Genomic DNA, 21,276 nt, shown 5'->3' on the forward strand with positions numbered 1-21,276 from the left:
ATCATGGACTCCGTCTTGCGCGCAGCGGCGATTTACCTGGTGTTGCTGGTCCTGTTCAAAATCGCCGGCAGGCGCTCCCTCGCGGAACTCACTACCTTCGACCTGGTGTTGTTGATGGTGATCGGTGAGGCCACCCAGCAGGCGCTGTTGGGCGATGATTTTTCCCTGACCAATGCCGTGCTCGTCATCGTCACGCTGATCGCCATCGACATCGGCTTTTCATTGGTCAAGCAGCGTTCGCTGTGGTTCTCACGCCTGCTCGACGGCGGGCCGACCGTCGTGGTCGAACAGGGCCGAGTGCTCCATGAACGCCTCAAGCGCGCACGCCTGGATGAGGACGATATCCTCGAGGCGGCGCGCTCGGCCCAGGGCATTCTCGAGATCAGGCAGATCCGCTTTGCGATCCTTGAGCGCAACGGCAAGATCTCGGTGATTCCTTACGAATGACCCCACCTAGCGCCGCGAACGGCACAAGGTTTCGATCAGGCTGATCAACGCATCATGGGTGACCGGTTTGCTGACATGGGCGCTGAAGCCTGAGTCAGCGGTTTTCTTCTGGTCACTGCTGGCCCCGTAGCCCGTCAGGGCAACGGCGGGGACTTGCTGGAGGTGGCTCATCTTCCTCAGCTTGCGCATCAGCTCATGGCCGTTCATTTTCGGCATGCCAATGTCCGAAATAATCAGGTCGTAAGTTGTATCGGCAGCCACTTCCAGCGCGTTCAGCGGATCATCGAACGCATTCACTTCGGCGCCTTCCATTTCCAGCAGCATGTTCAGCACTTCCAGCACGTCTTCGGAATCGTCGACCAGCAACACCTTCACGCCGCTCAGGCGCTCATCCGATGACTGCGCGGCATCTGAGGATGACGGCAGGTCCTGCTGCGCGGACAGCGGCAGCGATACCGAGAAAGTGCAGCCAAAACCCAGTCCCTTGGAGTACACACTGACCGTGCCACCGTGGGCCTCCACCAGTTGCCGCACCAGGGACAGGCCGATCCCAAGCCCTTCGCGTTGATGGGTCTGATGTTGATTTTCCGCCTGCCCGAACAGATCGAAGATCTTCTCCAGGCTGTCCTCGGCGAGCCCGGCGCCACTGTCGATCACGTCCAGCCGCGCGAAGCCCTCGGTCCGGCTGACCACCAGTTGCACGCGGCCGTGTTCCGGGGTGAATTTGAGCGCGTTATTGACCAGGTTCCACACCACTTGTTCGAGGCGCGTCGGGTCAGCGTCGACGAACAAGGCCGCAGGCGCCGTTGGTTTTTGCAAGGTGACCTGGCAGTGATGACCATCAGCGAGCACCACAGCGTGGATATCCTCCAGTGTGCGGATCAGGTCGATGCGCTGTTTTTTCAGCTTGAGCTTGCCGGTGCGCACCCTGGCCACATCGAGCAGGTCATCGATGATGCGCGCCTGGCTGGAGACCGCCTCGCAGATGGTGTTCACCGCCTTGATCGCCGGGCCTGTAGCCTTGGTGGCCGGCAGGCGCCGCAGCAGCTCGGCATTGAGCTGGATCAGGTTCAGCGGGTGCTTGAGTTCGTGGGACATCACCGCGAAGAACTCGTCCTTGAGATGGCTGTTGGTCTGGGTTTCCATCAACCGCTGACTCTGCTCATCCTGAGTGCGCTTGTGGCCGGTGAGATCGCGGGCGATCTTGACGTAGCCCTGCAGGCTGTTGCCGGTCAGCAGGGTGACTTCGCCGCTGCAATAGAACCGGCTGCCGTCCTTGCGCACATGCCAGCGCTCGTCTTCGCCACGTCCATGTTCGCGAGCGGCACGCAGCTCATTTTCGGGGATGCCGGCGGTGCGGTCCTCGGGCGAGAAGATCAGATCGTAATAGGCGCCGAGCACTTCCTGCTTAGTGTAGCCGAAGATCAATTCAGCCCCGGTGTTCCAATCGGTAATGGTGCCGTGGTCATCCAGAATGATGATGGCAAAGTCATGGGTGCTGTCGGCGACCAGGCGCATGCGCTCTTCACCCAGGCGCAGTTCTTCTTCGGCCTGGCGTCGCTTGGTGATGTCGATAAAGGTCAACACCGTGCCGTCGATATGGTCTTCGCTGGAGCGGTAGGGCAGCAGGCGCGCGATGTACCAGCGGTCATCCTTGCTGCTGATTTCTCGTTCGATGATGCTCAGCGACTCGAATACCGTCGAGGCGTCGTCGGTCATTTCCGGGTAGGTGAGGCGGTGGGTGATGTCCATCAGCGAGCGCCCGGTGTCCACCGGCAGCATGTTGAACAGGTCCGTGGCCCGTGGCGTGAACCAGCGGATGCGCATGTTGCGGTCGACGAACACGGTAGCGATATCGGTGGAGGCGATCAGGTTGGTCAGGTAGTCATTGACCTTGTCGGTCTCTTCCACCTTGGTCTTGAGTTCGAAATTGACCGTCAGCAGTTCTTCGTTGATCGACTGCAACTCTTCCTTGCTGGTTTCCAGCTCTTCGGTGGCCGAGCGCAGCTCTTCGTTGACCGCCTGCATTTCCTCGTTGGACGCCTTGAGTTCTTCGCTTGAGACTTCGGCCTGCTCGATGGTGTCCTGCAGATGCAGCTTGGTCCGTTGCAGCTCGCGCTCCAGGTTGCTCATCATCTGGTTTTCGGCGTGGCCGATGGCGGTTTCTTCGGCGTGCTGCGGGTCGACTTCGGTCTCCTGGAAAATCACCAGTACATAATCACTTTCGGTGGCTTCGTCCCGGTAGGGCAGCGCAGTGATATCCACCAGATATTGCGCGTGATCGCGCTCGATGCGCACTTTGCGCGACGTCACCGCCAGGGCCGATTGCTGGACCTGGAACAGCGTGGTGCGGATATCCAGGCGCAAATCAGGATGCACCAGGGCCAGGAGGTTGCGGGTCATTTCACCGGCCACATGACGCAGGAAGCGGCCCGCGCCTTCGCTCATGTGCAGGATGTCGGCCTGCATATCCACGATGACGCTGGGCGGCGCGGCCTTTTCCAGCGCGCGCAAGTGAATGTCGGCGAACGAAATCTTGTTCGCCACCTTGACCTGCGCGGCAGCGGCCGGTGCATTCGAGCGCAGGTAGCCACCGCGCGGCATGGTGGGCGCGCGGCGCATGGCCGCTGAACCGGCACGCACGCGAAAGATGCGGTTGCGCTTGTCCACCGGCACGAACAGGTCCAGGCAACCGTCGGCGGACTCCGAGGAACCCAGGAACAGGTAACCGCCGGGGCGCAGCGCGAAGTGGAACATCTGCAGGATGTCGCGCTGCACCTCGCGGTCCAGGTAGATCAGCAGGTTGCGGCACACGATCAGGTCGATCTGCGAAAAGGGTGGGTCACTCAGCAGGCTGTGCTTGGCGAACAGCACCTTTTCCCGAATTTCTTTGCGCACCCGATAGTGCTGATTTTTTTCCTTGGCGAAATACTGGCGCAGGCGTGACGGCGGTACGTCGGTGATGATCGCTTCGGGGTAAGCGCCGTTACGTCCATGGTTGATCGCCCGCTCGTCGATATCGGTGGCAAATACCTGCATTTTTGCGTCGCTGGCATCCAGCGCCAACTGTTCGGCAACCAGCATCGCCAGGCTGTAGGCTTCTTCGCCGGTGGAGCAACCGGCCGACCAGATACGCACCTCTTCGCGTTTGGGCACGCTGTCTTCCAGTGACTTCACCAGGTTGGGAATCACATCGCGTTCGAGCGCTTCGAAGGCCTCACGGTCGCGGAAAAAATTGGTCACGCCGATCAGCATGTCGCCGAGCAGCGCCTTGGTCTCTTCCGGGTGCGTCTGGAGATATTCGTAATAGCTGGCCAGGTCCGGCTGGGCGGTGACCTGCAGGCGACGCTCGATGCGGCGCAATACCGTGGCCCGCTTGTAGTGCTTGAAATCGTGACCGGTGCTGAGCCGCAGCTGAATCAGGATGTCGAGCAGCAACTGTTCCGCGACCGCTGCGTCACGTTCAGTGGCGGGGGGCGTGGTCTTGATTTCGGGATCATTGGCGGTGGGCAGGATAATGGACTGGGCGTTGCGCCACAGCTCCAGCAGTTTTTGCGGCATCTCCACCACGGGCAGCACCAGGTCGGCCATCTGGGTTTCGATGGCGGCCAGTGGCATGCCGTCGAATTCCGCGTCTTCCGGCGATTGCACCAGGGTGACGCCGCCTTGTTCCTTGATACGCGAAAGCCCCACCGCACCGTCCGAGCCGGTGCCCGACAGGATCAGGCAAAACGCATGTTCCTTATGGGTGTCCGCCAGGTCGCGAAAAAACAGGTCGATGGCGATATGCGAGCCGCCTTCGCGCGCCGACGGCGCGACGGCCAGATAGCCATCATTCATCAGCAAGTGCTGCGCGGGCGAAATCACATACACCCGGTTCTTCTCGATGGGTGTCGCCTCGTTGACCTGCTGCACCGGCATGCGGGTCGACTCCTGAATGATCTTGTCCGCCACGCTCTGATGATCGGGGGACAGATGCAGGATCACCACAAAGGCCATGCCGCAGTCCTGGGGCATGTGTTCGAAAAACGCCTTCACCGCCTGCAACCCGCCCGCTGATGCGCCGATACCCACGACTGGAAAGTTCAAAATGCTGGGGATCAGATCCTTGCGTTGCGGAACGTTGGGCGACCGCGGGGGGGCAGACTTCATAAATACCAACCTTGGTTAACTGCGCACGAGAACAACGTGATCAAGGGCACGAATTCAAAACGGGGGTGAGAGATAAACGAATAGCGGAATATAGCCGAAAAACGCTCTGCAACAGAACGCTATCCCTTCATTCGAGACCCTCAACGGGCGTTCACCCTTCGGTTGAGGGAGAGCTCGTCGCAAAGGTTTATTCAATCTGACGAGTGGCGCACTGCACGGGAACGGTCATCCGATTTTCTGAAAATCGCTCTGAACTATCGCGCCCTTCGAGCCCTCGCAACACTATCCACACACAGGAGGGAAACCCGATGACCCATTACCCGAAACCACCCTTCAAGCCACAGCAGCAGCCTGTACCCGGCGATCAGCGCAAGATGGAGCCGATGCCCGATTGCGGCGAGCAAAGCTACAAAGGTTCGGGCCGTATGGCCAACAAGATTGCCTTGATCACCGGTGCCGACAGCGGTATCGGGCGTGCGGTGGCGATTGCCTTTGCCCGCGAAGGTGCCGACGTTGCGGTGTCGTACCTGGATGAGCATGAAGATGCAAAAGAGACCGCGCGCTGGGTCGAAGCGGCGGGGCGTCAGTGCCTGCTGTTGCCCGGCGACCTGGGCGAAGCGGCGCAGTGCAGCGCCATCGTCAATGACACGGTCAAGCAGTTCGGGCGCATCGACGTGCTGGTCAACAACGCGGCGTTCCAGATGACCTATAAATCGCTGGAAGACATTCCTGACGAAGACTGGGTGAAAACCTTCAACGTCAACATTACCGCGATGTTTCGGATCTGCAAGGCGGCGCTGCCGCACATGGCCGAGGGCAGTTCGATCATCAACACCACCTCGGTCAATTCCGATATGCCCAACCCGTCGCTGCTGCCTTATGCGGCGACCAAGGGCGCGATTGCCAACTTCACCGCAGGCCTGGCGCAGATGCTGGGTGAGCGCGGGATCCGCGTGAACAGCGTGGCACCGGGGCCGATCTGGACACCGTTGATTGTTTCAACCATGACTGACGACATGGTCAAGGAGTTCGGTGGCAACACGCCGCTGGGTCGTCCCGGTCAACCGGTGGAAGTGGCGCCGATCTATGTGCTGCTGGCGTCGGATGAGGGCAGCTATATCTCCGGCGAGCGCTACGGCGTGACGGGGGGCAAGCCGATTCTCTGAACGTGCGCCCCCGCTGATTCAGGCGGGGGCTGCTGACGATGTCGGGAACTGTGCAAATCCAATGTGGGAGGGGGCTTGCCCCCGATAGCGGTGTATCAGTCAACGCTTTATAACTGACAGATCGCTATCGGGGGCAAGCCCCCTCCCACATAGGGTACTCAGTGCTTTCGGCTTATTGGTTTACTTCTTCCTCGCGCGGTGAATGCGCGTCCACTTCGATAAGCGGCGGTACGTTTGACTCAGGCGGAGGCTGCTGAAGATGTCGGGAACTGTGCAAATCCAAAATGTGGGAGGGGGCTTGATCTGGTCCAGTAATTTTGGACATTCTTATCGGTTTTCACGCCGCTAGCTTTTCCGCCGCTATCGGTGAGTGGTAACCGTTGTAACTGTGGCGCCTTACACTGTTGTAGCGCGCCACATATCGGTTGATATCTGCCCGAGCTTCGTACTCCGAGCTGTAACCTTTCTCGGGCACCCACTCGGACTTCAAGCTGCCAAAGAAACGCTCCATCGGGGCATTATCCCAGCACTGCCCTTTTCGACTCATGCTCTGCTTGAGCTCATGGGCCTGCAATTCAGCCCTGAATTTATGACTGGTGTACTGGCAGCCTTGGTCGGAATGAAACAGCACACCTTTAGGCCTCCCTCTCAATTCAACAGCCATGCGCAGTGACTCAGTAGCCAACGTCGCATCGGCGACCAGTGAATACGACCACCCCACCACTCGGCGGGCAAACAGGTCCAAAACTACCGAGAAGTAGAGCCAGCGCTTACCGAGCTGGATATAGGTGATGTCCGCGCACCAGACCTTGTTGATGTCCGCTACGTAGAACTCGCGCTCCAGTTCATGCTCAGCCACCAGAGACTCCACGCCTGACGATTTGTATTTGTGGGGCCTGCGTTGGCGGCTGGCAATCCCGGCTTCCTTCATCAAGCTGCGAGCCATGTAACGCCCCACCTGATGGCCTGCACCTCGCAGGTCTTCAGAAAGGGTTCGCGCTCCAGCCGATCCTCTTGAGGCCTTGTGGTACTTAACGAGAACAACCTTGAGCGCTTCGCGCTCCAGGTTGATTTTTCCCTGGCGCTGGCGCCAGGCGTAGTAGCTGCTGCGGTTGACTTCAAAAACACGACAGCAATCTGTAATGCCGTACTGTTCGCCTAGCTCGCTGATCAGAGGGAATGATCTTTGGAGTCCAAAAGCAGGAGAACACTGGCCTTTTTTAGGATTTCGATATCTCGATCTTTCTGCCTGAGCAGGGCTTGGAGTTCCTGAATTTTCTTCTGATCGGTAGTAATTGCTTTTGTGCCCGTCATCGTGGATCCGGCGCGCTCTTTACGCACCTGCTCGACCCAGCGACGCAAAGCCGTAGGGCCAATATCCAAACTGGCGCAAACTTCGGGAACAGGCATGTTTTGATCAAGCACCATGCTTGCAGCGTTGAGTTTGACCTCACTGGAATAGGACTTTCGCATCATCTGTACACCTCAGGTTTGGGCGCCATCATAGCGCCCTATTGATGTGTCCAATTTCATTAGGCCAGATCAGCTTGCCCCCGATAGCGGTGTATCAGTCAACGCTTTATAACTGACATATCGCTATCGGGGGCAAGCCCCCTCCCACATTGGGTGCTCAGTGTTTTCGGATTATTGGTTTATTTTTTCCTCGCACGGCGAATGCGCGTCCGCTCTCGATAATCGGCGGTACGTTTGACTCAGGCGGGGGCTGCTGACGATGTCGGGAACTGTGCAAATCCAATGTGGGAGGGGGCTTGCCCCCGATAGCGGTGTATCAGTCAACGCTTTATAACTGACAGATCGCTATTGGGGGCAAGCCCCCTCCCACATTGGGTACTCAGTGCTTTCGGATTATTGGTTTATTTTTTCCTCGCGCGGTGAATGCGCATCCACTCTCGATAAGCGGCGGTACGCTGTGCGTCTGCCATCTTCTTTGCCTCGGTGAAGCGTGCCCAGGTGGCCGCATCGCCGCTGTAGGATTCGATGATGTTATACGCCAGGGCATCAAGTCGATCCGCTTCGAAAAACATCTGCGTGTTTTGCGCCACCTCGTCGTCCACCGCCTGCCGCTTGGTAAAGCCCAGCACCTGACTGTTCATGATGTAACGCCCTCCGCCCACTGAATGGCTGCCGCACCGCACCAGCGCACGTCCGTAATGCCGTATTTTTCCGCCATTGGCTTGGAGACGCGCTTCAGGTTGTTTTGCCCGAACCTGGGGATGACCGCCACGCCGGCATCGCAACTGGCCCAGTGCCATGCTTCAGCATTATTCATGCGCGCCGCGCGCACGATAAAGGACCTGGGCTTGCCGTGAAGCTGATAGTTGATCGTGAATAATTCGCTCTTGTTCATGAGGACTCCCTATGCTCATGAAGTACAGATATTTGACGTCAAAAAAAATTCAAAGAACTTGTCGGACAATGCGATGACGTGCGCACAGCCTCAATCGTCCACCGTGAAGGTGACCCAGCCTGGTCCATCGGCCGGACGTTCCAGCGCCACGATTACACCGCCAACGGACGTGCCGTCGGGCAAATTGACCGTGACGAAATTGGGATGACCGGGCCATTGCAACGGGGTGGGAAAATCCACGCGAACAATGGTCGGCTTGCCGCTGCTGGTCATTTTTATATCGACGTTCTCATTCAGCACTTCATCATCTTCGGTGCCCAGATGGCGCGAAGCAGTGATGAGGCTGACGGTGCCTTGATGGTCATAAGACATATACGGACTCCTCGTGCGAAGGGCACACATGCGCCCCGATTCTTGTGAGGCAAGCGCCGGCAAATGATCGTTCAATCAAAATGACCGGCTGCGGCCGTCAGTGCTGGTGGTCGGTCTGGGTGGGGTCGACGATCTGGATAATGTTGCCCTGGCGCCAGGCGTCCGCACCGGGTGCAATCGGCGGGGCGGGAATGTCGGCGCGATCCGTCTTTTTCTCGGCACTGTCGATGCCCAGCCGCTGATCCCGCTCGGCGACCATCTTCGCATCGGCCTGGCCGTCGGCGGTGAACCCCATCATCAATTGCGGCACACCCAGCGGCAGGCGCTTGTGCAGGTCGGTATGCCAGGTGTGCCAGGTCTTGCCGTAGGTGTGCACCAGTTTTTCCATCAGTGCGTGTTCGGCCACTTCAGGGATGCCGGGGGCGACCAATTGGCCCGATTTCACCTCATGCACATGGCTGTGCCACAGCGCCTTTTCCGCTGTGGGCAGCGTGCTGAATAACTGTTCGCTGATGATGTATTCCACGCCCATCAACTTGGCGTCCTTGCGGTTGCCGTCGTAAATCACGCACTGGATCACCTCTTCGTTAAGGATGGCGCAGTAGTGATGGGCTTCCATCTGCACGTCGGGATGGCCGTTGTAGAAGTGAAAACCGTCCAGGTAGGCATTCAGCGAGTCGATGGGCGGGCGCGATTGCAGCAGGGCGGCGCCGGCGTCGAGGCTGCGCGTAGTGGGTGATTTGGCCGCGCCGGGCGCGACGACGTTGGAGGCTGAGTCGTTGCCGGCGCAGGCGGTCAGCGCGGCAATGGACATCGTCAGGCACAGCGAATGCAGCGTAGGTTGCAGGCGGGTGAGTTTCATTGGGACTCCCTCCATGAGCGGTTGTTGAACCTATCTAGAAAGCCTGCCGAAGTGGGTGTTCAAACCGATTGAGGCGCTTGCGTGCCCGACGAAAAATTTGTGGAACAACCGCTCGACGTGCCGGGTCATTTTTATAACTGCTCAATCGCACGAATGGAGACCATCCCGGATGCCAAACGATGCCCGACCTGACCACACCGCCTTGACCGAAGCCCACGCCATTCCCCACTTGCTTGAGCAGTTGTTGCTCGCCCGTGGCCCCGGTGGCCAGGAGGATGAGGTGCGCGCCATCTGCCTGGAGCGCCTGCGGCCGCTCTGCGACGAAACCTGGGTGGACCCTGCCGGCAATGTCATCGGCCTGGTCAAGGGCGCGCAGGACGATGGCGCGCCCCGGCGTGCGGTGAGAGTCATGGCGCACATGGATGAGATCGCCATGGTGGTCAAGCATGTCGACACCGATGGCACCTTGCGGGTGACCGCGTTGGGCGGCGCCAATCCGGTGAACTTCGGCATGTGCCCGGTGGACATACTCGGCGATCACCAATTCATTCCGGGGGTGCTGTCCTTTGGTTCGATGCATGCGACCGGCAACGCGCCCCAGGGCGCCGATGTGCAGTCGGGGGATGTGCACTGGAACGACGTGCATGTGATCACCCGCTGCTCAGTGGATACCTTGCGTGAGTACGGTGTGCGTCCCGGCAGCCGCGTCACGCTGAGCCGCCATTGGCGTGCGCCGTTTCGGGTGGGGGATGCGACAGCCGCGCATTTTCTCGACGACCGCGCGCCCATCGCCGCCGTACTCCACAGCGTGCAGTGCCTGGATCAGCGTCGGCAGGAACTGGCATGCGATGTGTATTTTGTCTTCACCACCCTGGAGGAAGAGTGCAATGCGGGCGCCATGTATGCGGCGCAGACACTGCCGGGCGATACCACCCTCGCGGTGGAGGTGGGCCCGGTGATGAGCGAGTACGGCACGCGCCTGAGCGTCGATCCGATCATCAATACCGGTGACCTCAAAGGCTATTACACCCGCTCGGTGGTCACCGGCCTGGCGGCTGCCGCACAACGCAGCGGCTATACGCCGCAATATGCATTGTTGGTGGATTTTGCCTCGGATGCCAGCGCCGTCATGAGTAACGGCACCTCGGCACGCGGCGGTTGCCTGGCGATTCCAACCGAGAATACCCACGGCTATGAGCTGATTGTGGATGGCGCGATCGAGGCCTGTGCGCTGACATTGGCCGACTACCTGGCCACGTTTTGAATGCAGGAGAATCACCATGGACATCGCGGCTTCTACTATCGACTACCTGAAACAACACCAGATGACCCTCACCAGCGCCGAGTCGTGCACGGCGGGCAAAATCATCACGCTGCTGTCAGAGGTGGCGGGCGGCGGCTCGTGCATTGAAAGTGGTTACGTCGTCTACTCGCCGCAGGCCAAACAGCGCTTGCTGGGCGTGCGCGCCTATACGATTGACACCTTCAACCTCACCAGTTGCGAAGTCGCCCGCGAGATGGCCGAAGGCGCGTTGCGTGACAGCTCGGCAGCGGTCGCCGTCGCCACCACCGGGCTGCTTGGCCCGGATGACATGGACGGCATTCCGGCCGGGACCATCTGTTTTGCGTGGGCTTATCGAATCGGCAACCGGCTGAGTATCTTCAGTCGCAAGGAACGCTTCATGGGGTCGCGCGAGCAGGTGCAGCTTGATGCGGCGTTGCACGCGTTGAAGTGGTTGGCGCCTTTTCATCAACGTGCGTTGGCGGGGGAGCGGGGTTAGCGCTCAGTGAGCCCCGGCCGCTTCAGGTTTGAGGTCCACTTTTAACAGCAACTCGTCGGTGCCAAACGCCTGGGCATCCACCAGCACGCCATGATAGGTGTGGTCGTCGGTCTTGATCGAAACGCTATGGGCTTCGGTCAATGCTTTCGGCCACGGCCATAGCAGCCGTAGCGATACGCTGTCGCCTGCCTGTGTGATCTGCGCCGTGCAGTCATGGGAGAGCGGGTTGACGCCAAACAGGGTGTCTTCAAGGAAATCAATGGTGCAGTGTTGCGAGGGGGCAGCAGTGGAATCCGGCATGGGAGGCCTCGTTCTGTTCTCGTCGCCGCATTCAGCCCACGGATGAGAGGCGGGATGTTTTTCGGGACACCACCATGTCTTCCAGGATCTCCCGCACCAGCCGGTTGATGCCAGACTCGCCGTGGTAGCGGGCGCGGTTGATATTGGCGATGGTGAATTGATTGGCGTCGGGCGCGAGCACCGTGATGGACAGGCTGCTGTCTGGATTGATCGTGCAAGTGACACGGCAATTGCGCAGCCGCTGTGACAGCGCGCGCTGGATTTGCGCTTTGGTCAACGTGTCCATGGGATCACCGGATAACAGGTCTTGGCGGATGAAGGGTAGCTCAAATATTTCATGCGTAAATGCTGGCAGGTTAATGGCAAACCGTTCGTCTGTCTCATTACCCTGTGTGGAACGTTTGCGCCGCAGCATTGGCCAGATGCACCAAGGGTTGACGAATATTCCTTCATGCAACAGGTGATCTTATGAAAAAGTTTTATATGGGATTGAGCCTCTGCAGCGTGTTTCTGCTGCACGGCTGTTTCGATAATTCCGATAACGCCACCAAGGACAACACCAGCGGCAGTAAGTCGTCGGTGCAGATGCAGGAAGGCAAGGCCGACGATAGCAAGTAGGTGCCTGGAGCAAAATGTAGGAGGGGGCTTGCCCCCGAGGGCAGGGTGTCAGTCAATGAAGAGGTGACTGACCCACCGCTATCGGGGGCAAGCCCCCTCCCACATTTGGATCTGTTGTGTGATGAAAGTCTGGGTTACTTGTCCTTGAACGCTGATGCCTGGCGGATCATGCAGACTGCCAGCTCTAACTGATACATGAGAAACCTGTGGGAGGGGGCTTGCCCCCGATGGCAGGATGTCAGTCAATATTTTGGTCGACTGTCACACCGCTATCGGGAGCAAGCCCACCCACATTTGATTTTCATACATCAAGCAGAGGGTTTGCTTGTAAGAAACCTTGTCTCAACGCATATGCAGAATGATCGGGCTGGCGCTGGCCGGGTCGGTATGCCCGCGCAATTTACTGACCGCCTGGGCGTCGACCGCGTCGCCGTGATTGCCCCAGGTGCTGCGCATATAAGTGAGCACCTCGGCGATCTCCTGATCGGACAATTGCTCACGGAACGCCGGCATGCGGTAGGCGTCCGGCAACCCGGCGGCCACCACCCGTTGCGAGCCGTTGAGGGTGATATTGATCGCCGAGGCGCTTTCCCTGGCCAGCGCCGAGGTGGCGCCGGCCAGCGGCGGCATCCACTCTGGCTGGCCCTTGCCGTCCAGGCCGTGACAGGAGGCGCAGCGGGTCGCGTAGGTGTGGGCCCCGGGGAGGTCCTGGCGCCTATCGGCCACCTGATACTGCCAGGGCGTGCCATCGCGCTGCGGGTCGCCGGGCAGGGACTTGAGGTAGCGGGCGATGGCGGCCAGGTCGTCATCGGCCATGAACTGCGTGGAGTTGTTGAACGCTTCGGTCATCGATCCGTACACCACCGCATGCTGGTTGCGCCCGGTCTTGAGGAACTGCACGATCTGCGCCTCGCTCCAGCGTCCAAGCCCGGTGTTGGGGTCCTGGCGCAGGCTGGGCGCGTACCAGCCGTCGAGCAGCGCGCCGGCAAGGAAAGGCGCGCCGGACTGGTCCAGGGCTTTTTCGTTGAAGGCCAGGCCACGCGGCGTGTGGCAACTGCCGCAGTGGCCGGGACCCTGGACGATATAAGCGCCACGGTTCCACAGCGCGTCCTGGCCGGGGTTGGCCGCATAGGGCGCGGTGGGTGCAAAGACGCCATTCCACAGCGCGATGGGCCAGCGCATGTTCAGCGGCCAGGGAATATCACTTTGGATGTTCGCCTGGTTGGCCGGTTGCACGCCTTTCATGAAGAACGCATACAGCGCTTTCACGTCGTCGTCGCTGAGCTTCACGTAGGACGGGTAGGGCATCGCCGGGTACAGGCGGCGCCCGCCCGGTGCCACGCCGTGACGCACGGCGCGGTCGAAGTCGGCGAGGCTGTAGCGGCCGATGCCATGGTCGCGGTCGGGAGTGATGTTAGTGGCATGGATGGCCCCCAGCGGCGTGGCCATCTCCAGGCCACCGGCAAACGGCGCTTTGCCCGCCAGGCTGTGGCAGGCCACGCAGTCGCTCAGGCGGGCGACATACTCGCCGCGACTGACCAGTGCCGGGTCCAAGCCTGTGGCGTGTTCCCGTTCAAACGGCGAGGCGGGCTCGCGGGTGACGTACCAGGCCAGCAGGCCTGCGACGACCAGGCAGGGCAGCGCCAGCCAGCCTGCGGTTCTTGCGAATCGGCGGTTGTTCATGGGCGTTCCCTGTGGGTTAACTGAAGGTGTAGCGGCTCAACGGCAGGCTGCGGATGCGCTGGCCAGTCAATTGGGCCACTGCATTGGCGACCGCCGGTGCCACGGCCGGTAACGGCGGTTCGCCGATGCCCCCCATCTTTTCGCCGCTCTCGACGATCTTCACGTGTACCCGCGCCATCCGCGACGGCGGCAGGATCGGATAAAGGTCGTAGTTGCGCGCACGTGGCATGCCGTCCACGTACACCGCTTCCTCCAGCAAGGTTTGCGACAGGCCCAGGGCCACGGCGCCGTTGACCTGGGCTTCAATGATCGCCGGGTTGACGATGCTGCCGGGGTCGATGGCCTGCCAGATGTCATGCACCTTGACCTGGCCCTTCTCGATCGACACCTCGGCAATCACCGCCGCGTGGGAGCCAAAGGGCGAAGCCATGGCCACGCCACGGGCGCGGCGGCTGCCGTCTTCGGCGGTGAACGGCCCGCGCTTCCAACCGCCGGACAGTTCGCCCACCGCTTGCAGCAGCGTCGTCAGCCGCGCGTTGTCGCGCAGCAGGTGCAGACGCAGTTCGTAGGGGTCATGGCCGCCTTTGTCCGCCAGTTCATCGAGGAACGCTTCGTAGAAGAAGTCATTCAGAGAGTTGCCCACCGAACGCCAGTAGCCAAGCATCGCCGGGCCCTTGACATAGATCTGCGCGATGCGCTTGTTAGGGATCGCATAACTCTTGCCCGACAGGCCTTCAAGGGCCGTGGGGTCGAGCTTGTCGCCCTGTTTGCCGGCAATCGCTTCGGTGGGGCCTTCGGTGGCGCTGACCGCTTCGATGGCCAGCGGCAGGCCTTTGTCATCCAGCGCGGCGCGGAACTTGACCACCGCGACCGGGCGCAGCACATCACGCACGAACTCTTCCTCGCGGCTCCAGATCAGCTTGATCGGGCGGCCGACGGCCTTGGTCAGTGCGATGGCCTGCGGATACGGATTGGCCGAGTCGTACAGGAAATGCCGACCGAAGAAACCGCCCAGCAGCGGGGAGTGCAGGGTGATTTGCTCGATGGCCAGGCCGGTGCGCTTGGCGATGTCGGCGCGGAACATATCCGGCGCCTGGTTGGGCAGCCACACCTCCAGCGTGCCGTCGGGGTTGTAGCGCGCCAGCGCCGAGGGCGGTTCCAGCTGGGCGTGGTTGAGGTATTGGTTGTGGTAGGTGGCGTCGATGCGGGTCTTGGCGCTGGCCAGCGTGGCGGCTACGTCGCCTGCGTTTTCTTCGTCGCGGGCCGGGCCTTCTTGAGTGGCGAGAAAGTCACGGTATTTGTCGCTGGAAAAGTCCGCCGGCATTGCGCGCACGCTGGAGTCGGCGGCGGCTTCGAGCCAGTCCACCTGGATCGCTTCAACGGCGCGCTTGGCGTGCCACCAGCGTTCGGCCACCACTGCCACGGCGCCGGGCAAGGTGTGCACCGAATGCACGCCCTTCATGGCCTCGACCTGGGCCTGGTTGCGTAGGCTGCCCACGGTCATGCCCAGGCGCGGTGCGTGCTGCACGGCGGCGTGGAGCATGCCGTCGACCTTCAGGTCGATGCAGTACTGCGCCTTGCCGGTGGATTTGTCATAGGCGTCCAGGCGTTTGACCGGCTTGCCGATCCAGCGGAACTGGCTCGGGTCGCGCAGGGTGATCCCGGCAGGGTCGGGCACCGGCATGTCCAGGGCGCGCCCGGCCAACTCGCCGTAACCCAGCGAGCGGCCCGACGCGGCGTGCACTACGCGGCCGGGCTGGGTGGTCAATTGGGCGACCGGTACACCGAGCTGTTCGGCGGCGGCCTGCAGCAACATGGCACGGGCGAGGGCGCCGAGGCGCCGCATGGTCGGGTAGCTCATGCGCACCGACATGCTGCCGCCGGTGATGCGCATACCGTTTTCCATCACCACATAGGCCTCGCCGGGCGGCGCGGCTTCAACGCTGAACGTAGCCGGGTCGGCATCCAGCTCTTCGCCGATGATCTGCGCCATGGCAGTGTGCGTGCCTTGGCCGCCTTCCATGAAGGGACTGAGCAGGCGCACGCTGCCGTCCGGGCGAATCTCCAGGAACGCCGGCACCTGAGTGCCGCGTTCGCCGATTGCGCCGGTGGCGGCCTGTACCCGGGACGCGCCCAGGGGCAGGCCAAAGCCGATCACCAGTGCGCCGACGGCGGTGCTCGCCAGGAAGCGCCGACGCGACAGGTTGATCGGCGCGTCGAGGGTTACGTCAGGCAGGACAGTGCTCATCAGGCGGTCTCCTTCCCGGCGGCCAGGTCAGCCATGGCGGCATGGATGGCGTTGTAGGTGCCGCAGCGGCACAGATTGACCATGGCCGCCTCGATTTGCGCCTTCGAGGGCGCCGGGGTGTGCTTGAGCAGCGCGGTGGCCGCCATCACTTGCCCGGACTGGCAATAACCACATTGGGCCACCTGGCGCTCGACCCAGGCCGAGACCACGCGCTTGCCCACGTCATCGGCCTCGATGGCTTCGATGGTAGTGATCTCGCGCCCGACCAGCGCCGCCACCGGCGTGACGCACGAACGCACCACGTTGCCGTCCACCAGCACCGAACACGCGCCGCACTGGGCCAGGCCGCAGCCGTACTTGGTGCCGGTCAGGCCCAGGTCGTCGCGGATCACCCACAGCAACGGCGTGTCGGCGTCGGCATCGACCTCATAGGCCTTTTGGTTGATACGTAATTGCATGGCGGCTCACCTGCTGATCATCGGTTGGTGGTGCTTAAGTTCTTATAGGAGCTGTGCGACCGCAGGTCGCCCATCGTCGAACTCTAGACCACCGCGCAAGGGCTATCTATGCAATCGCCTGCAAGTTCAGAGGATCAGGCAAGTAATCGACAGGATTGGGTCAATGCTCGGGGAGGTTCTCGCCCACCGCCTGGCGGATACCCTCGAGCAGCATGGTGAACGCCGGGTTGTCGTTGTGCTCGCGCCAGATCAGGTGCAGTTCGCTCTGTGCGCCTTCGCCCAGGTCGATATCGCGGAACATCACGTTCTTGAACACCACACTGCTGGCGCAACGCGGCACCAGGGCCAGGCCCATGCCGGCGTTGACCAGCGCGAGGATGGTCAGCGACGAGCCCAGCCACTGCACATACTGCGGCGCGACGCGGGCCGAGCGCAGCAGGCCGGTGAGCAACTCATTGAACGGCGGGTAGGCGGAATGGGCATACATCAGGAACGGTTGCGCATCCAGATCGTGCACGCTGACCGTCTCTGCCTGGGCCAGCCGATGACTGCTCGGCACCGCCAGCACAAACGGCTCGCGCACCAGGCATTCGGTGGCGTAGCCGGGCTCCAGCAGCGGCGCGCGCACGATGCCCAGGTCGATGCGCCGGGCGCGCAAGGCTTCGTATTGCTGGTAGGTGTTCATCTCGGACAGGTCGATCTTGACGTGGGGCTGCTTGAGCCGCGCCTCGGCGATCACCTTGGGCAGAAACTCATACACCGCGCTGCCGACGAAACTGATGTTGACCGTACCGATATCGCCCTCGGCAAAGCGCCGCGCGGTGACCGCCGCCTGCTGGGCGCGCTCCAGCAGGTACTGCGCCTCGATGAAAAAGGCCCGGCCGGCGGCGGTCAGCGCGACGCTGCGGGTGGTGCGCACAAACAGGTCCACGCCCAGATGATGCTCAAGCAACTGGATCTGCCGGCTCAGCGGCGGCTGGGTCATGTTCAGGCGTTCGGCGGCGCGGCGAAAGTTCAGCTCGGTGGCCACGGTGGTGAAGCAGCGCAGTTGCGTCAGTTCGAACATTGATCTAATTCCGGTATCAATCCAATGCCAGGTTAGATTAGACGGGAACAATTGCCGGCGTCCATCATCGGGCCTTCCCAAAAAAAACAATCAGTGGGAGTTGCCCGTGGATACCCATCAGAATGCGCCAGACCCGAGCGTGCTTGCATGCGCCGCTGCCAAGGTCAAGCGCCATGTGCTGCCGTTGTTCGTGGTGATGTTCATCGTCAACTACATTGACCGGGTCAATATCGGCTTCGTGCGCAGCCACATGGAAGCCGACTTGGGCATTGGCGCGGCGGCCTATGGCTTGGGCGCCGGGCTGTTTTTCATCGGTTATGCGATCTTCGAAGTGCCCTCCAACCTGCTGCTGCAACGCTACGGCGCGCGGGCCTGGTTGACGCGCATCATGTTCACCTGGGGCGCGGCCGCGATGGGCATGGCGTTTGTGCAGGGCGAAACCAGCTTCTACGTGTTGCGCTTCATTCTCGGCGCCGCCGAAGCCGGGTTCTTTCCCGGCATCATCTATTACTTTACCCAGTGGCTGCCGGCCAGCGAGCGCGGCAAGGCCATGGCGGTTTTCCTCAGTGGTTCGGCGATTGCCTCGGTGATTTCCGGGCCGGTGTCGGGCGCGTTGCTTAATGTCAGCGGGTTGAGCCTGCATGGCTGGCAATGGATGTTCCTGATCGAAGGCTTCGCCTCCATCGTGCTGTGCGGCTTCGTGTGGTTCTGGCTGCAATCCCATCCGCACCAGGCCAAGTGGCTCAGTGCCGCGGAAAAAGACGCGCTGGTCAGTGCCATTGCGCTCGAGCAACAGGCACGCGAGGCGAGCCGGGGCGTGCGGCCGTCGATGTTCAAACTGCTCGCCGACACCCAGATCGCCCTGTTCTGCTTTATCTACTTTTCCATCGCCCTGACCATTTACGGTGCCACGTTCTGGCTGCCGAGCATGATCAAGAAAATGGGTGACCTGGGTGACTTCCAGGTGGGCCTGTTCAATTCCATTCCCTGGTTGATTTCCATCGTCGCCATGTACGGCTTCGCCTCGCTGGCCAGCAAGTGGAAGCACCAGCAGGCGTGGGTGTCACTGATGCTGGCGATCGCCGCGTTCGGCATGTTCATGTCCACCACCGGCGGGCCGGTGTTTGCGTTCGTCGCCATCTGTTTTGCCGCCATCGGCTTCAAGGCCGCGTCGGCGCTGTTCTGGCCGATTCCCCAGGGGTACCTGGATGCGCGGGTCGCGGCGGCGGTGATTGCCTTGATCAATTCGGTCGGCAACCTGGGCGGTTTCGTGGCGCCCACTACGTTCGGTTTGCTGGAGCAGACCACGGGGTCGATCGAGGGCGGCCTCTACGGCCTGGCGGCCACTTCTCTGGTGGCGGCGGTGCTGGTGTTTTTTGCCCGCACCGCGCCGCGCGGCGGTACACCGCCCACTTCATCCACGGCACATCCCACGTTGCGTCCAGGTCCACAAGGAGCCGTCTCTTGAAAATTGTCCGCGTCACCGTCACCCCGATTGCCTTTCGTGACCCGCCGCTGCTCAACGCCAGTGGCATCCACGAACCTTTCGCACTGCGCTCGATCATCGAGATTGAAAGCGACACCGGTTACATCGGCCTGGGCGAAAGCTATGGCGATGCGCCGGCACTGGCGATCCAGCAACTGGTCCAGCCACAGCTGATCGGGCTCGACCCGTTCAACCTCAATGGCCTGCGTGCTGTGGTCCAGGCCACTGTGGCGGCGTACAGACCGCAGAGCATTGCCGGTGCGGAGCTGGCGCCGGGCTCCCATGCCAGCAAAGCCGTGAGCAATGCCTATTCGGCGTTCGAAGTGGCGTTCCTCGACCTGCAGGCGCACGCACTGAACGTGCCGCTGGTGGACCTGCTCGGGGGGGCGATTCGCGACCGGATCCCGTTCAGCGCCTACCTGTTTTTCAAATACGCCGAACATATCGATTCGCCCTATAAGCCCGACAGTTGGGGCGAGGCCCTGACTGAAGTGCAGATCGTCGCCCAGGCCCGGCGCATGCTTGAAACCTACGGCTTTAAAAGCATCAAGCTCAAGGCCGGTGCGCTGGAGCCTGAGCACGAAGTGCGCTGCATCAAGGCGCTGAAAAAGGCGTTTCCGGGGGTGCCGCTGCGCATCGACCCGAACGGCAACTGGTCGTTGCAGACCTCGATTCACATGGCCGAACGGCTGGGCGACGACCTGCAATATTACGAAGACCCGACACCCGGCCTGGACGGCATGGCCCAGTTGCACGCACGCACCGGCTTGCCCCTGGCGACCAATATGGTAGTGACCGACTTTGACGAGTTTCGCCGCAGCGTGGCGTTGAACAGCGTGCAGATCGTGCTCGCCGACCACCATTACTGGGGCGGCCTGCGTGATACCCAGGTGCTGGCGAAGATGTGCCACACCTTTGGCCTGGGCGTGTCGATGCACTCCAACTCGCACCTGGGCATCAGCCTGATGGCCATGGCCCATGTAGCGGCCGCGGTGCCCAACCTCGACTATGCCTGCGACACGCACTACCCGTGGCAGGAGCCGGACGAGGAAGTGATCAAGGGCGGCAAGCTGCCCATCGTCGACGGCTGCGTGAGCATCACCCGTGCGCCGGGGCTGGGCCTTGAGCTTGACCACGATCAGTTGGGCAAGCTGCATGATCAATACCTCAGTTGCGGTATCCGTCAGCGTGATGACGTGAAACAGATGCAGCGCTATCAACCGGACTGGAAAACGCTCAAGCCGCGTTTCTGAAGCAGGTCGCTTGCTTTGCCCGGTGACGCATCCGCGTGTGTCGCCGGGCTTTTTTTGCCTCAGCCGACGAATCGAAAACCGCCGGCCAACTGCGCCTTCAAAAAGCCCACCAGCGCACTCACCGACTTCGGCACATGGGGCGAGTACGGCCGGATCAGGTAGATCTCATCGGCAAACGCGCCCTTGAGCGTCCAACCTTTCAATACCTGCACCAGCTTGCCCTCGGCCAGCGCCGCGTGAGCGCTGAAGTCCGGCAGCAGGGCGATGCCCAGGTGGTTGAGTGCCGCGTCGCGCAGGGCTTCGCTGTTGTTGGTGGCGAAGCTGCCGGCGATGGGGATGGTCAGGCGTTCGATGTGCTGGCTGCCGCGTTCGAAGGTCCAGGCCGGCTGGTCGGTGCCGCGTGGGTAAAACAGACAGTTGTGCGCCGACAGCTCGCTCGGCTCATCGGGTTCGCCATGGCGCTGCAGGTACTCGCGGGTGGCGACCAGCACCGAGGCGGTGTCGCAGAGTTTCCAGGCCACGTGGGTCTCGGGGATCTGGAAGCCATGGCGCACGGCCAGGTCGTAGCCTTCGGCGGCCAGTGAACTCAAGGCGTCGGACACGTCCAGCTGGATGCGCACCTGCGGGTATTGCTGCAAGAATTGCGGCAGGTGCGGCACCAGTTGTTGCCGGGCGAACGCCACCGGGGCGGTCAGCCGCACCAGGCCACGGACTTCCCCGGCCTGGTCGCGCACCGAAGAAAAGCTGCGGGCGATGTGTTCATAGGCGCTGCGCACCTCGCGGGTCAACGACAGCCCCGCGTCGGTCAGCCGAACGCTGCGCGTGGTGCGCGTGACCAGCCGCGTACCGGTGGCCTTTTCGAGGTCGGAAATGCGCTGGCTCACCGCCGACTTGCTCACGCCCAGGCGCGTAGCGGCGGCGGTGTAGGTGCCTTGTTCTTCCAGCACCGACAGCCAGTGGATGTGGGTCCACAGCCCTTCGATCTCGGCTTTTTCCATGGGTGTATTGTTCGCCAG

21 protein-coding genes are annotated in these 21,276 nt (G+C 61.5%); 7 read left to right on the forward strand and 14 right to left on the reverse strand.

Annotated features, from left to right (window positions below; all coding sequences use genetic code 11):
• The first annotated feature begins 3 nt into the window (after window positions 1-3).
• Entirely contained in the window at window positions 4-447 is a 444-nt protein-coding gene (locus MRY17_RS09765) for a DUF421 domain-containing protein (protein ID WP_065888331.1), read from the forward strand.
• A 6-nt stretch (window positions 448-453) separates the two neighbouring features.
• Here MRY17_RS09765 and MRY17_RS09770 read toward each other — a convergent pair whose 3' ends face one another.
• Entirely contained in the window at window positions 454-4,599 is a 4,146-nt protein-coding gene (locus MRY17_RS09770; protein ID WP_243353646.1) for a CheR family methyltransferase, read from the reverse strand.
• Between the two features lie 308 nt (window positions 4,600-4,907).
• Between MRY17_RS09770 and MRY17_RS09775 the strand changes: the two genes are divergently transcribed.
• A complete protein-coding gene (locus MRY17_RS09775; RefSeq protein WP_181284792.1) occupies window positions 4,908-5,765 on the forward strand; it encodes an SDR family oxidoreductase in 858 nt (285 codons plus the stop codon).
• A gap of 337 nt (window positions 5,766-6,102) precedes the next feature.
• Here MRY17_RS09775 and MRY17_RS09780 read toward each other — a convergent pair whose 3' ends face one another.
• The 6 genes from MRY17_RS09780 to MRY17_RS09805 form a co-directional block, all read right to left on the reverse strand.
• Window positions 6,103-6,939, reverse strand: coding sequence for an IS3 family transposase (locus tag MRY17_RS09780; protein WP_258232403.1), 837 nt, complete (start codon window positions 6,937-6,939; stop codon window positions 6,103-6,105).
• Complete coding sequence (locus tag MRY17_RS09785) at window positions 6,936-7,241, reverse strand: transposase (RefSeq protein ID WP_241188859.1); 306 nt, start codon at window positions 7,239-7,241, stop codon at window positions 6,936-6,938. The genes MRY17_RS09780 and MRY17_RS09785 overlap by 4 nt, the downstream gene beginning before the upstream one ends.
• A 398-nt stretch (window positions 7,242-7,639) precedes the next feature.
• A complete protein-coding gene (locus tag MRY17_RS09790) occupies window positions 7,640-7,879 on the reverse strand; it encodes a hypothetical protein (protein ID WP_181284793.1) in 240 nt (79 codons plus the stop codon).
• Complete coding sequence (locus MRY17_RS09795) at window positions 7,876-8,133, reverse strand: DUF6555 family protein (RefSeq protein WP_124358046.1); 258 nt, start codon at window positions 8,131-8,133, stop codon at window positions 7,876-7,878. Before MRY17_RS09795 ends, MRY17_RS09790 begins: the two co-directional genes overlap by 4 nt.
• A 90-nt stretch (window positions 8,134-8,223) precedes the next feature.
• Window positions 8,224-8,505: a hypothetical protein gene (locus MRY17_RS09800; protein WP_181284794.1), complete on the reverse strand. Its 282-nt coding sequence runs from the start codon at window positions 8,503-8,505 to the stop codon at window positions 8,224-8,226.
• A 97-nt stretch (window positions 8,506-8,602) separates the two neighbouring features.
• Window positions 8,603-9,319 carry an OBAP family protein gene (locus tag MRY17_RS09805; protein WP_431768388.1) on the reverse strand — a complete coding sequence of 239 codons (717 nt, stop codon included), beginning with the start codon at window positions 9,317-9,319 and terminating at the stop codon, window positions 8,603-8,605.
• 217 nt (window positions 9,320-9,536) lie between these two features.
• On the opposite strand from MRY17_RS09805, the gene MRY17_RS09810 reads away from it, so the two are divergent.
• Both MRY17_RS09810 and MRY17_RS09815 read left to right on the forward strand, forming a co-directional pair.
• Window positions 9,537-10,631 carry a M42 family peptidase gene (locus tag MRY17_RS09810; protein ID WP_243353648.1) on the forward strand — a complete coding sequence of 365 codons (1,095 nt, stop codon included), beginning with the start codon at window positions 9,537-9,539 and terminating at the stop codon, window positions 10,629-10,631.
• 16 nt (window positions 10,632-10,647) lie between these two features.
• Window positions 10,648-11,148: a CinA family protein gene (locus MRY17_RS09815; RefSeq protein WP_181284797.1), complete on the forward strand. Its 501-nt coding sequence runs from the start codon at window positions 10,648-10,650 to the stop codon at window positions 11,146-11,148.
• A gap of 3 nt (window positions 11,149-11,151) precedes the next feature.
• On the opposite strand, the gene MRY17_RS09820 is transcribed toward MRY17_RS09815, so the two are convergent.
• Together MRY17_RS09820 and MRY17_RS09825 are read right to left on the reverse strand one after the other, a co-directional pair.
• Window positions 11,152-11,448 carry a hypothetical protein gene (locus tag MRY17_RS09820; RefSeq protein WP_181284798.1) on the reverse strand — a complete coding sequence of 99 codons (297 nt, stop codon included), beginning with the start codon at window positions 11,446-11,448 and terminating at the stop codon, window positions 11,152-11,154.
• 31 nt (window positions 11,449-11,479) lie between these two features.
• Window positions 11,480-11,734 carry a hypothetical protein gene (locus MRY17_RS09825; protein ID WP_181284799.1) on the reverse strand — a complete coding sequence of 85 codons (255 nt, stop codon included), beginning with the start codon at window positions 11,732-11,734 and terminating at the stop codon, window positions 11,480-11,482.
• 182 nt (window positions 11,735-11,916) lie between these two features.
• Here MRY17_RS09825 and MRY17_RS09830 point away from each other — a divergent pair, with 182 nt between their 5' ends.
• Complete coding sequence (locus MRY17_RS09830) at window positions 11,917-12,066, forward strand: hypothetical protein (RefSeq protein ID WP_181284800.1); 150 nt, start codon at window positions 11,917-11,919, stop codon at window positions 12,064-12,066.
• A gap of 342 nt (window positions 12,067-12,408) precedes the next feature.
• Here the strand turns inward: MRY17_RS09830 and MRY17_RS09835 are convergent, their stop codons facing one another.
• The 4 genes from MRY17_RS09835 to MRY17_RS09850 form a co-directional block, all read right to left on the reverse strand.
• A complete protein-coding gene (locus MRY17_RS09835; RefSeq protein ID WP_243353649.1) occupies window positions 12,409-13,749 on the reverse strand; it encodes a c-type cytochrome in 1,341 nt (446 codons plus the stop codon).
• 16 nt (window positions 13,750-13,765) lie between these two features.
• Window positions 13,766-15,997: a xanthine dehydrogenase family protein molybdopterin-binding subunit gene (locus tag MRY17_RS09840; RefSeq protein ID WP_243353650.1), complete on the reverse strand. Its 2,232-nt coding sequence runs from the start codon at window positions 15,995-15,997 to the stop codon at window positions 13,766-13,768.
• Entirely contained in the window at window positions 15,997-16,455 is a 459-nt protein-coding gene (locus MRY17_RS09845) for a (2Fe-2S)-binding protein (protein ID WP_243353651.1), read from the reverse strand. Before MRY17_RS09845 ends, MRY17_RS09840 begins: the two co-directional genes overlap by 1 nt.
• 160 nt (window positions 16,456-16,615) lie before the next feature.
• The gene (locus tag MRY17_RS09850) at window positions 16,616-17,521 is read right to left on the reverse strand and encodes a LysR family transcriptional regulator (RefSeq protein WP_243353652.1); all 906 of its coding nucleotides are present in this window, start codon (window positions 17,519-17,521) and stop codon (window positions 16,616-16,618) included.
• Between the two features lie 106 nt (window positions 17,522-17,627).
• On the opposite strand from MRY17_RS09850, the gene MRY17_RS09855 reads away from it, so the two are divergent.
• Window positions 17,628-18,989, forward strand: a complete 1,362-nt coding sequence (locus MRY17_RS09855; RefSeq protein WP_243353653.1) for an MFS transporter — start codon at window positions 17,628-17,630, stop codon at window positions 18,987-18,989.
• Window positions 18,986-20,260, forward strand: a complete 1,275-nt coding sequence (locus tag MRY17_RS09860; RefSeq protein WP_124423217.1) for a glucarate dehydratase family protein — start codon at window positions 18,986-18,988, stop codon at window positions 20,258-20,260. Before MRY17_RS09855 ends, MRY17_RS09860 begins: the two co-directional genes overlap by 4 nt.
• 59 nt (window positions 20,261-20,319) lie before the next feature.
• On the opposite strand, the gene MRY17_RS09865 is transcribed toward MRY17_RS09860, so the two are convergent.
• On the reverse strand, window positions 20,320-21,258 hold the full coding sequence (locus tag MRY17_RS09865) for a LysR family transcriptional regulator (protein WP_191953436.1): 939 nt from the start codon (window positions 21,256-21,258) through the stop codon (window positions 20,320-20,322).
• Between the last annotated feature and the right edge of the window lie 18 nt (window positions 21,259-21,276).

Source organism: Pseudomonas orientalis, assembly GCF_022807995.1.
GTDB lineage: Bacteria > Pseudomonadota > Gammaproteobacteria > Pseudomonadales > Pseudomonadaceae > Aquipseudomonas > Aquipseudomonas orientalis_B.

Excerpts from the sequence above, each read along its gene's own strand:
- MRY17_RS09840 (WP_243353650.1), bottom strand. The coding sequence starts at position 15,997 with ATGAGCACTGTCCTGCCTGACGTAACCCTCGACGCGCCGATCAACCTG.
- MRY17_RS09770 (WP_243353646.1), bottom strand. The coding sequence starts at position 4,599 with ATGAAGTCTGCCCCCCCGCGGTCGCCCAACGTTCCGCAACGCAAGGAT.
- MRY17_RS09835 (WP_243353649.1), bottom strand. The coding sequence starts at position 13,749 with ATGAACAACCGCCGATTCGCAAGAACCGCAGGCTGGCTGGCGCTGCCC.
- MRY17_RS09845 (WP_243353651.1), bottom strand. The coding sequence starts at position 16,455 with ATGCAATTACGTATCAACCAAAAGGCCTATGAGGTCGATGCCGACGCC.
- MRY17_RS09790 (WP_181284793.1), bottom strand. The coding sequence starts at position 7,879 with ATGAACAGTCAGGTGCTGGGCTTTACCAAGCGGCAGGCGGTGGACGAC.
- MRY17_RS09850 (WP_243353652.1), bottom strand. The coding sequence starts at position 17,521 with ATGTTCGAACTGACGCAACTGCGCTGCTTCACCACCGTGGCCACCGAG.
- MRY17_RS09815 (WP_181284797.1), top strand. The coding sequence starts at position 10,648 with ATGGACATCGCGGCTTCTACTATCGACTACCTGAAACAACACCAGATG.
- MRY17_RS09765 (WP_065888331.1), top strand. The coding sequence starts at position 4 with ATGGACTCCGTCTTGCGCGCAGCGGCGATTTACCTGGTGTTGCTGGTC.
- MRY17_RS09810 (WP_243353648.1), top strand. The coding sequence starts at position 9,537 with ATGCCAAACGATGCCCGACCTGACCACACCGCCTTGACCGAAGCCCAC.
- MRY17_RS09865 (WP_191953436.1), bottom strand. The coding sequence starts at position 21,258 with ATGGAAAAAGCCGAGATCGAAGGGCTGTGGACCCACATCCACTGGCTG.
- MRY17_RS09830 (WP_181284800.1), top strand. The coding sequence starts at position 11,917 with ATGAAAAAGTTTTATATGGGATTGAGCCTCTGCAGCGTGTTTCTGCTG.
- MRY17_RS09805 (WP_431768388.1), bottom strand. The coding sequence starts at position 9,319 with ATGTCCATTGCCGCGCTGACCGCCTGCGCCGGCAACGACTCAGCCTCC.
- MRY17_RS09820 (WP_181284798.1), bottom strand. The coding sequence starts at position 11,448 with ATGCCGGATTCCACTGCTGCCCCCTCGCAACACTGCACCATTGATTTC.
- MRY17_RS09795 (WP_124358046.1), bottom strand. The coding sequence starts at position 8,133 with ATGAACAAGAGCGAATTATTCACGATCAACTATCAGCTTCACGGCAAG.
- MRY17_RS09785 (WP_241188859.1), bottom strand. The coding sequence starts at position 7,241 with ATGATGCGAAAGTCCTATTCCAGTGAGGTCAAACTCAACGCTGCAAGC.
- MRY17_RS09800 (WP_181284794.1), bottom strand. The coding sequence starts at position 8,505 with ATGTCTTATGACCATCAAGGCACCGTCAGCCTCATCACTGCTTCGCGC.
- MRY17_RS09825 (WP_181284799.1), bottom strand. The coding sequence starts at position 11,734 with ATGGACACGTTGACCAAAGCGCAAATCCAGCGCGCGCTGTCACAGCGG.
- MRY17_RS09775 (WP_181284792.1), top strand. The coding sequence starts at position 4,908 with ATGACCCATTACCCGAAACCACCCTTCAAGCCACAGCAGCAGCCTGTA.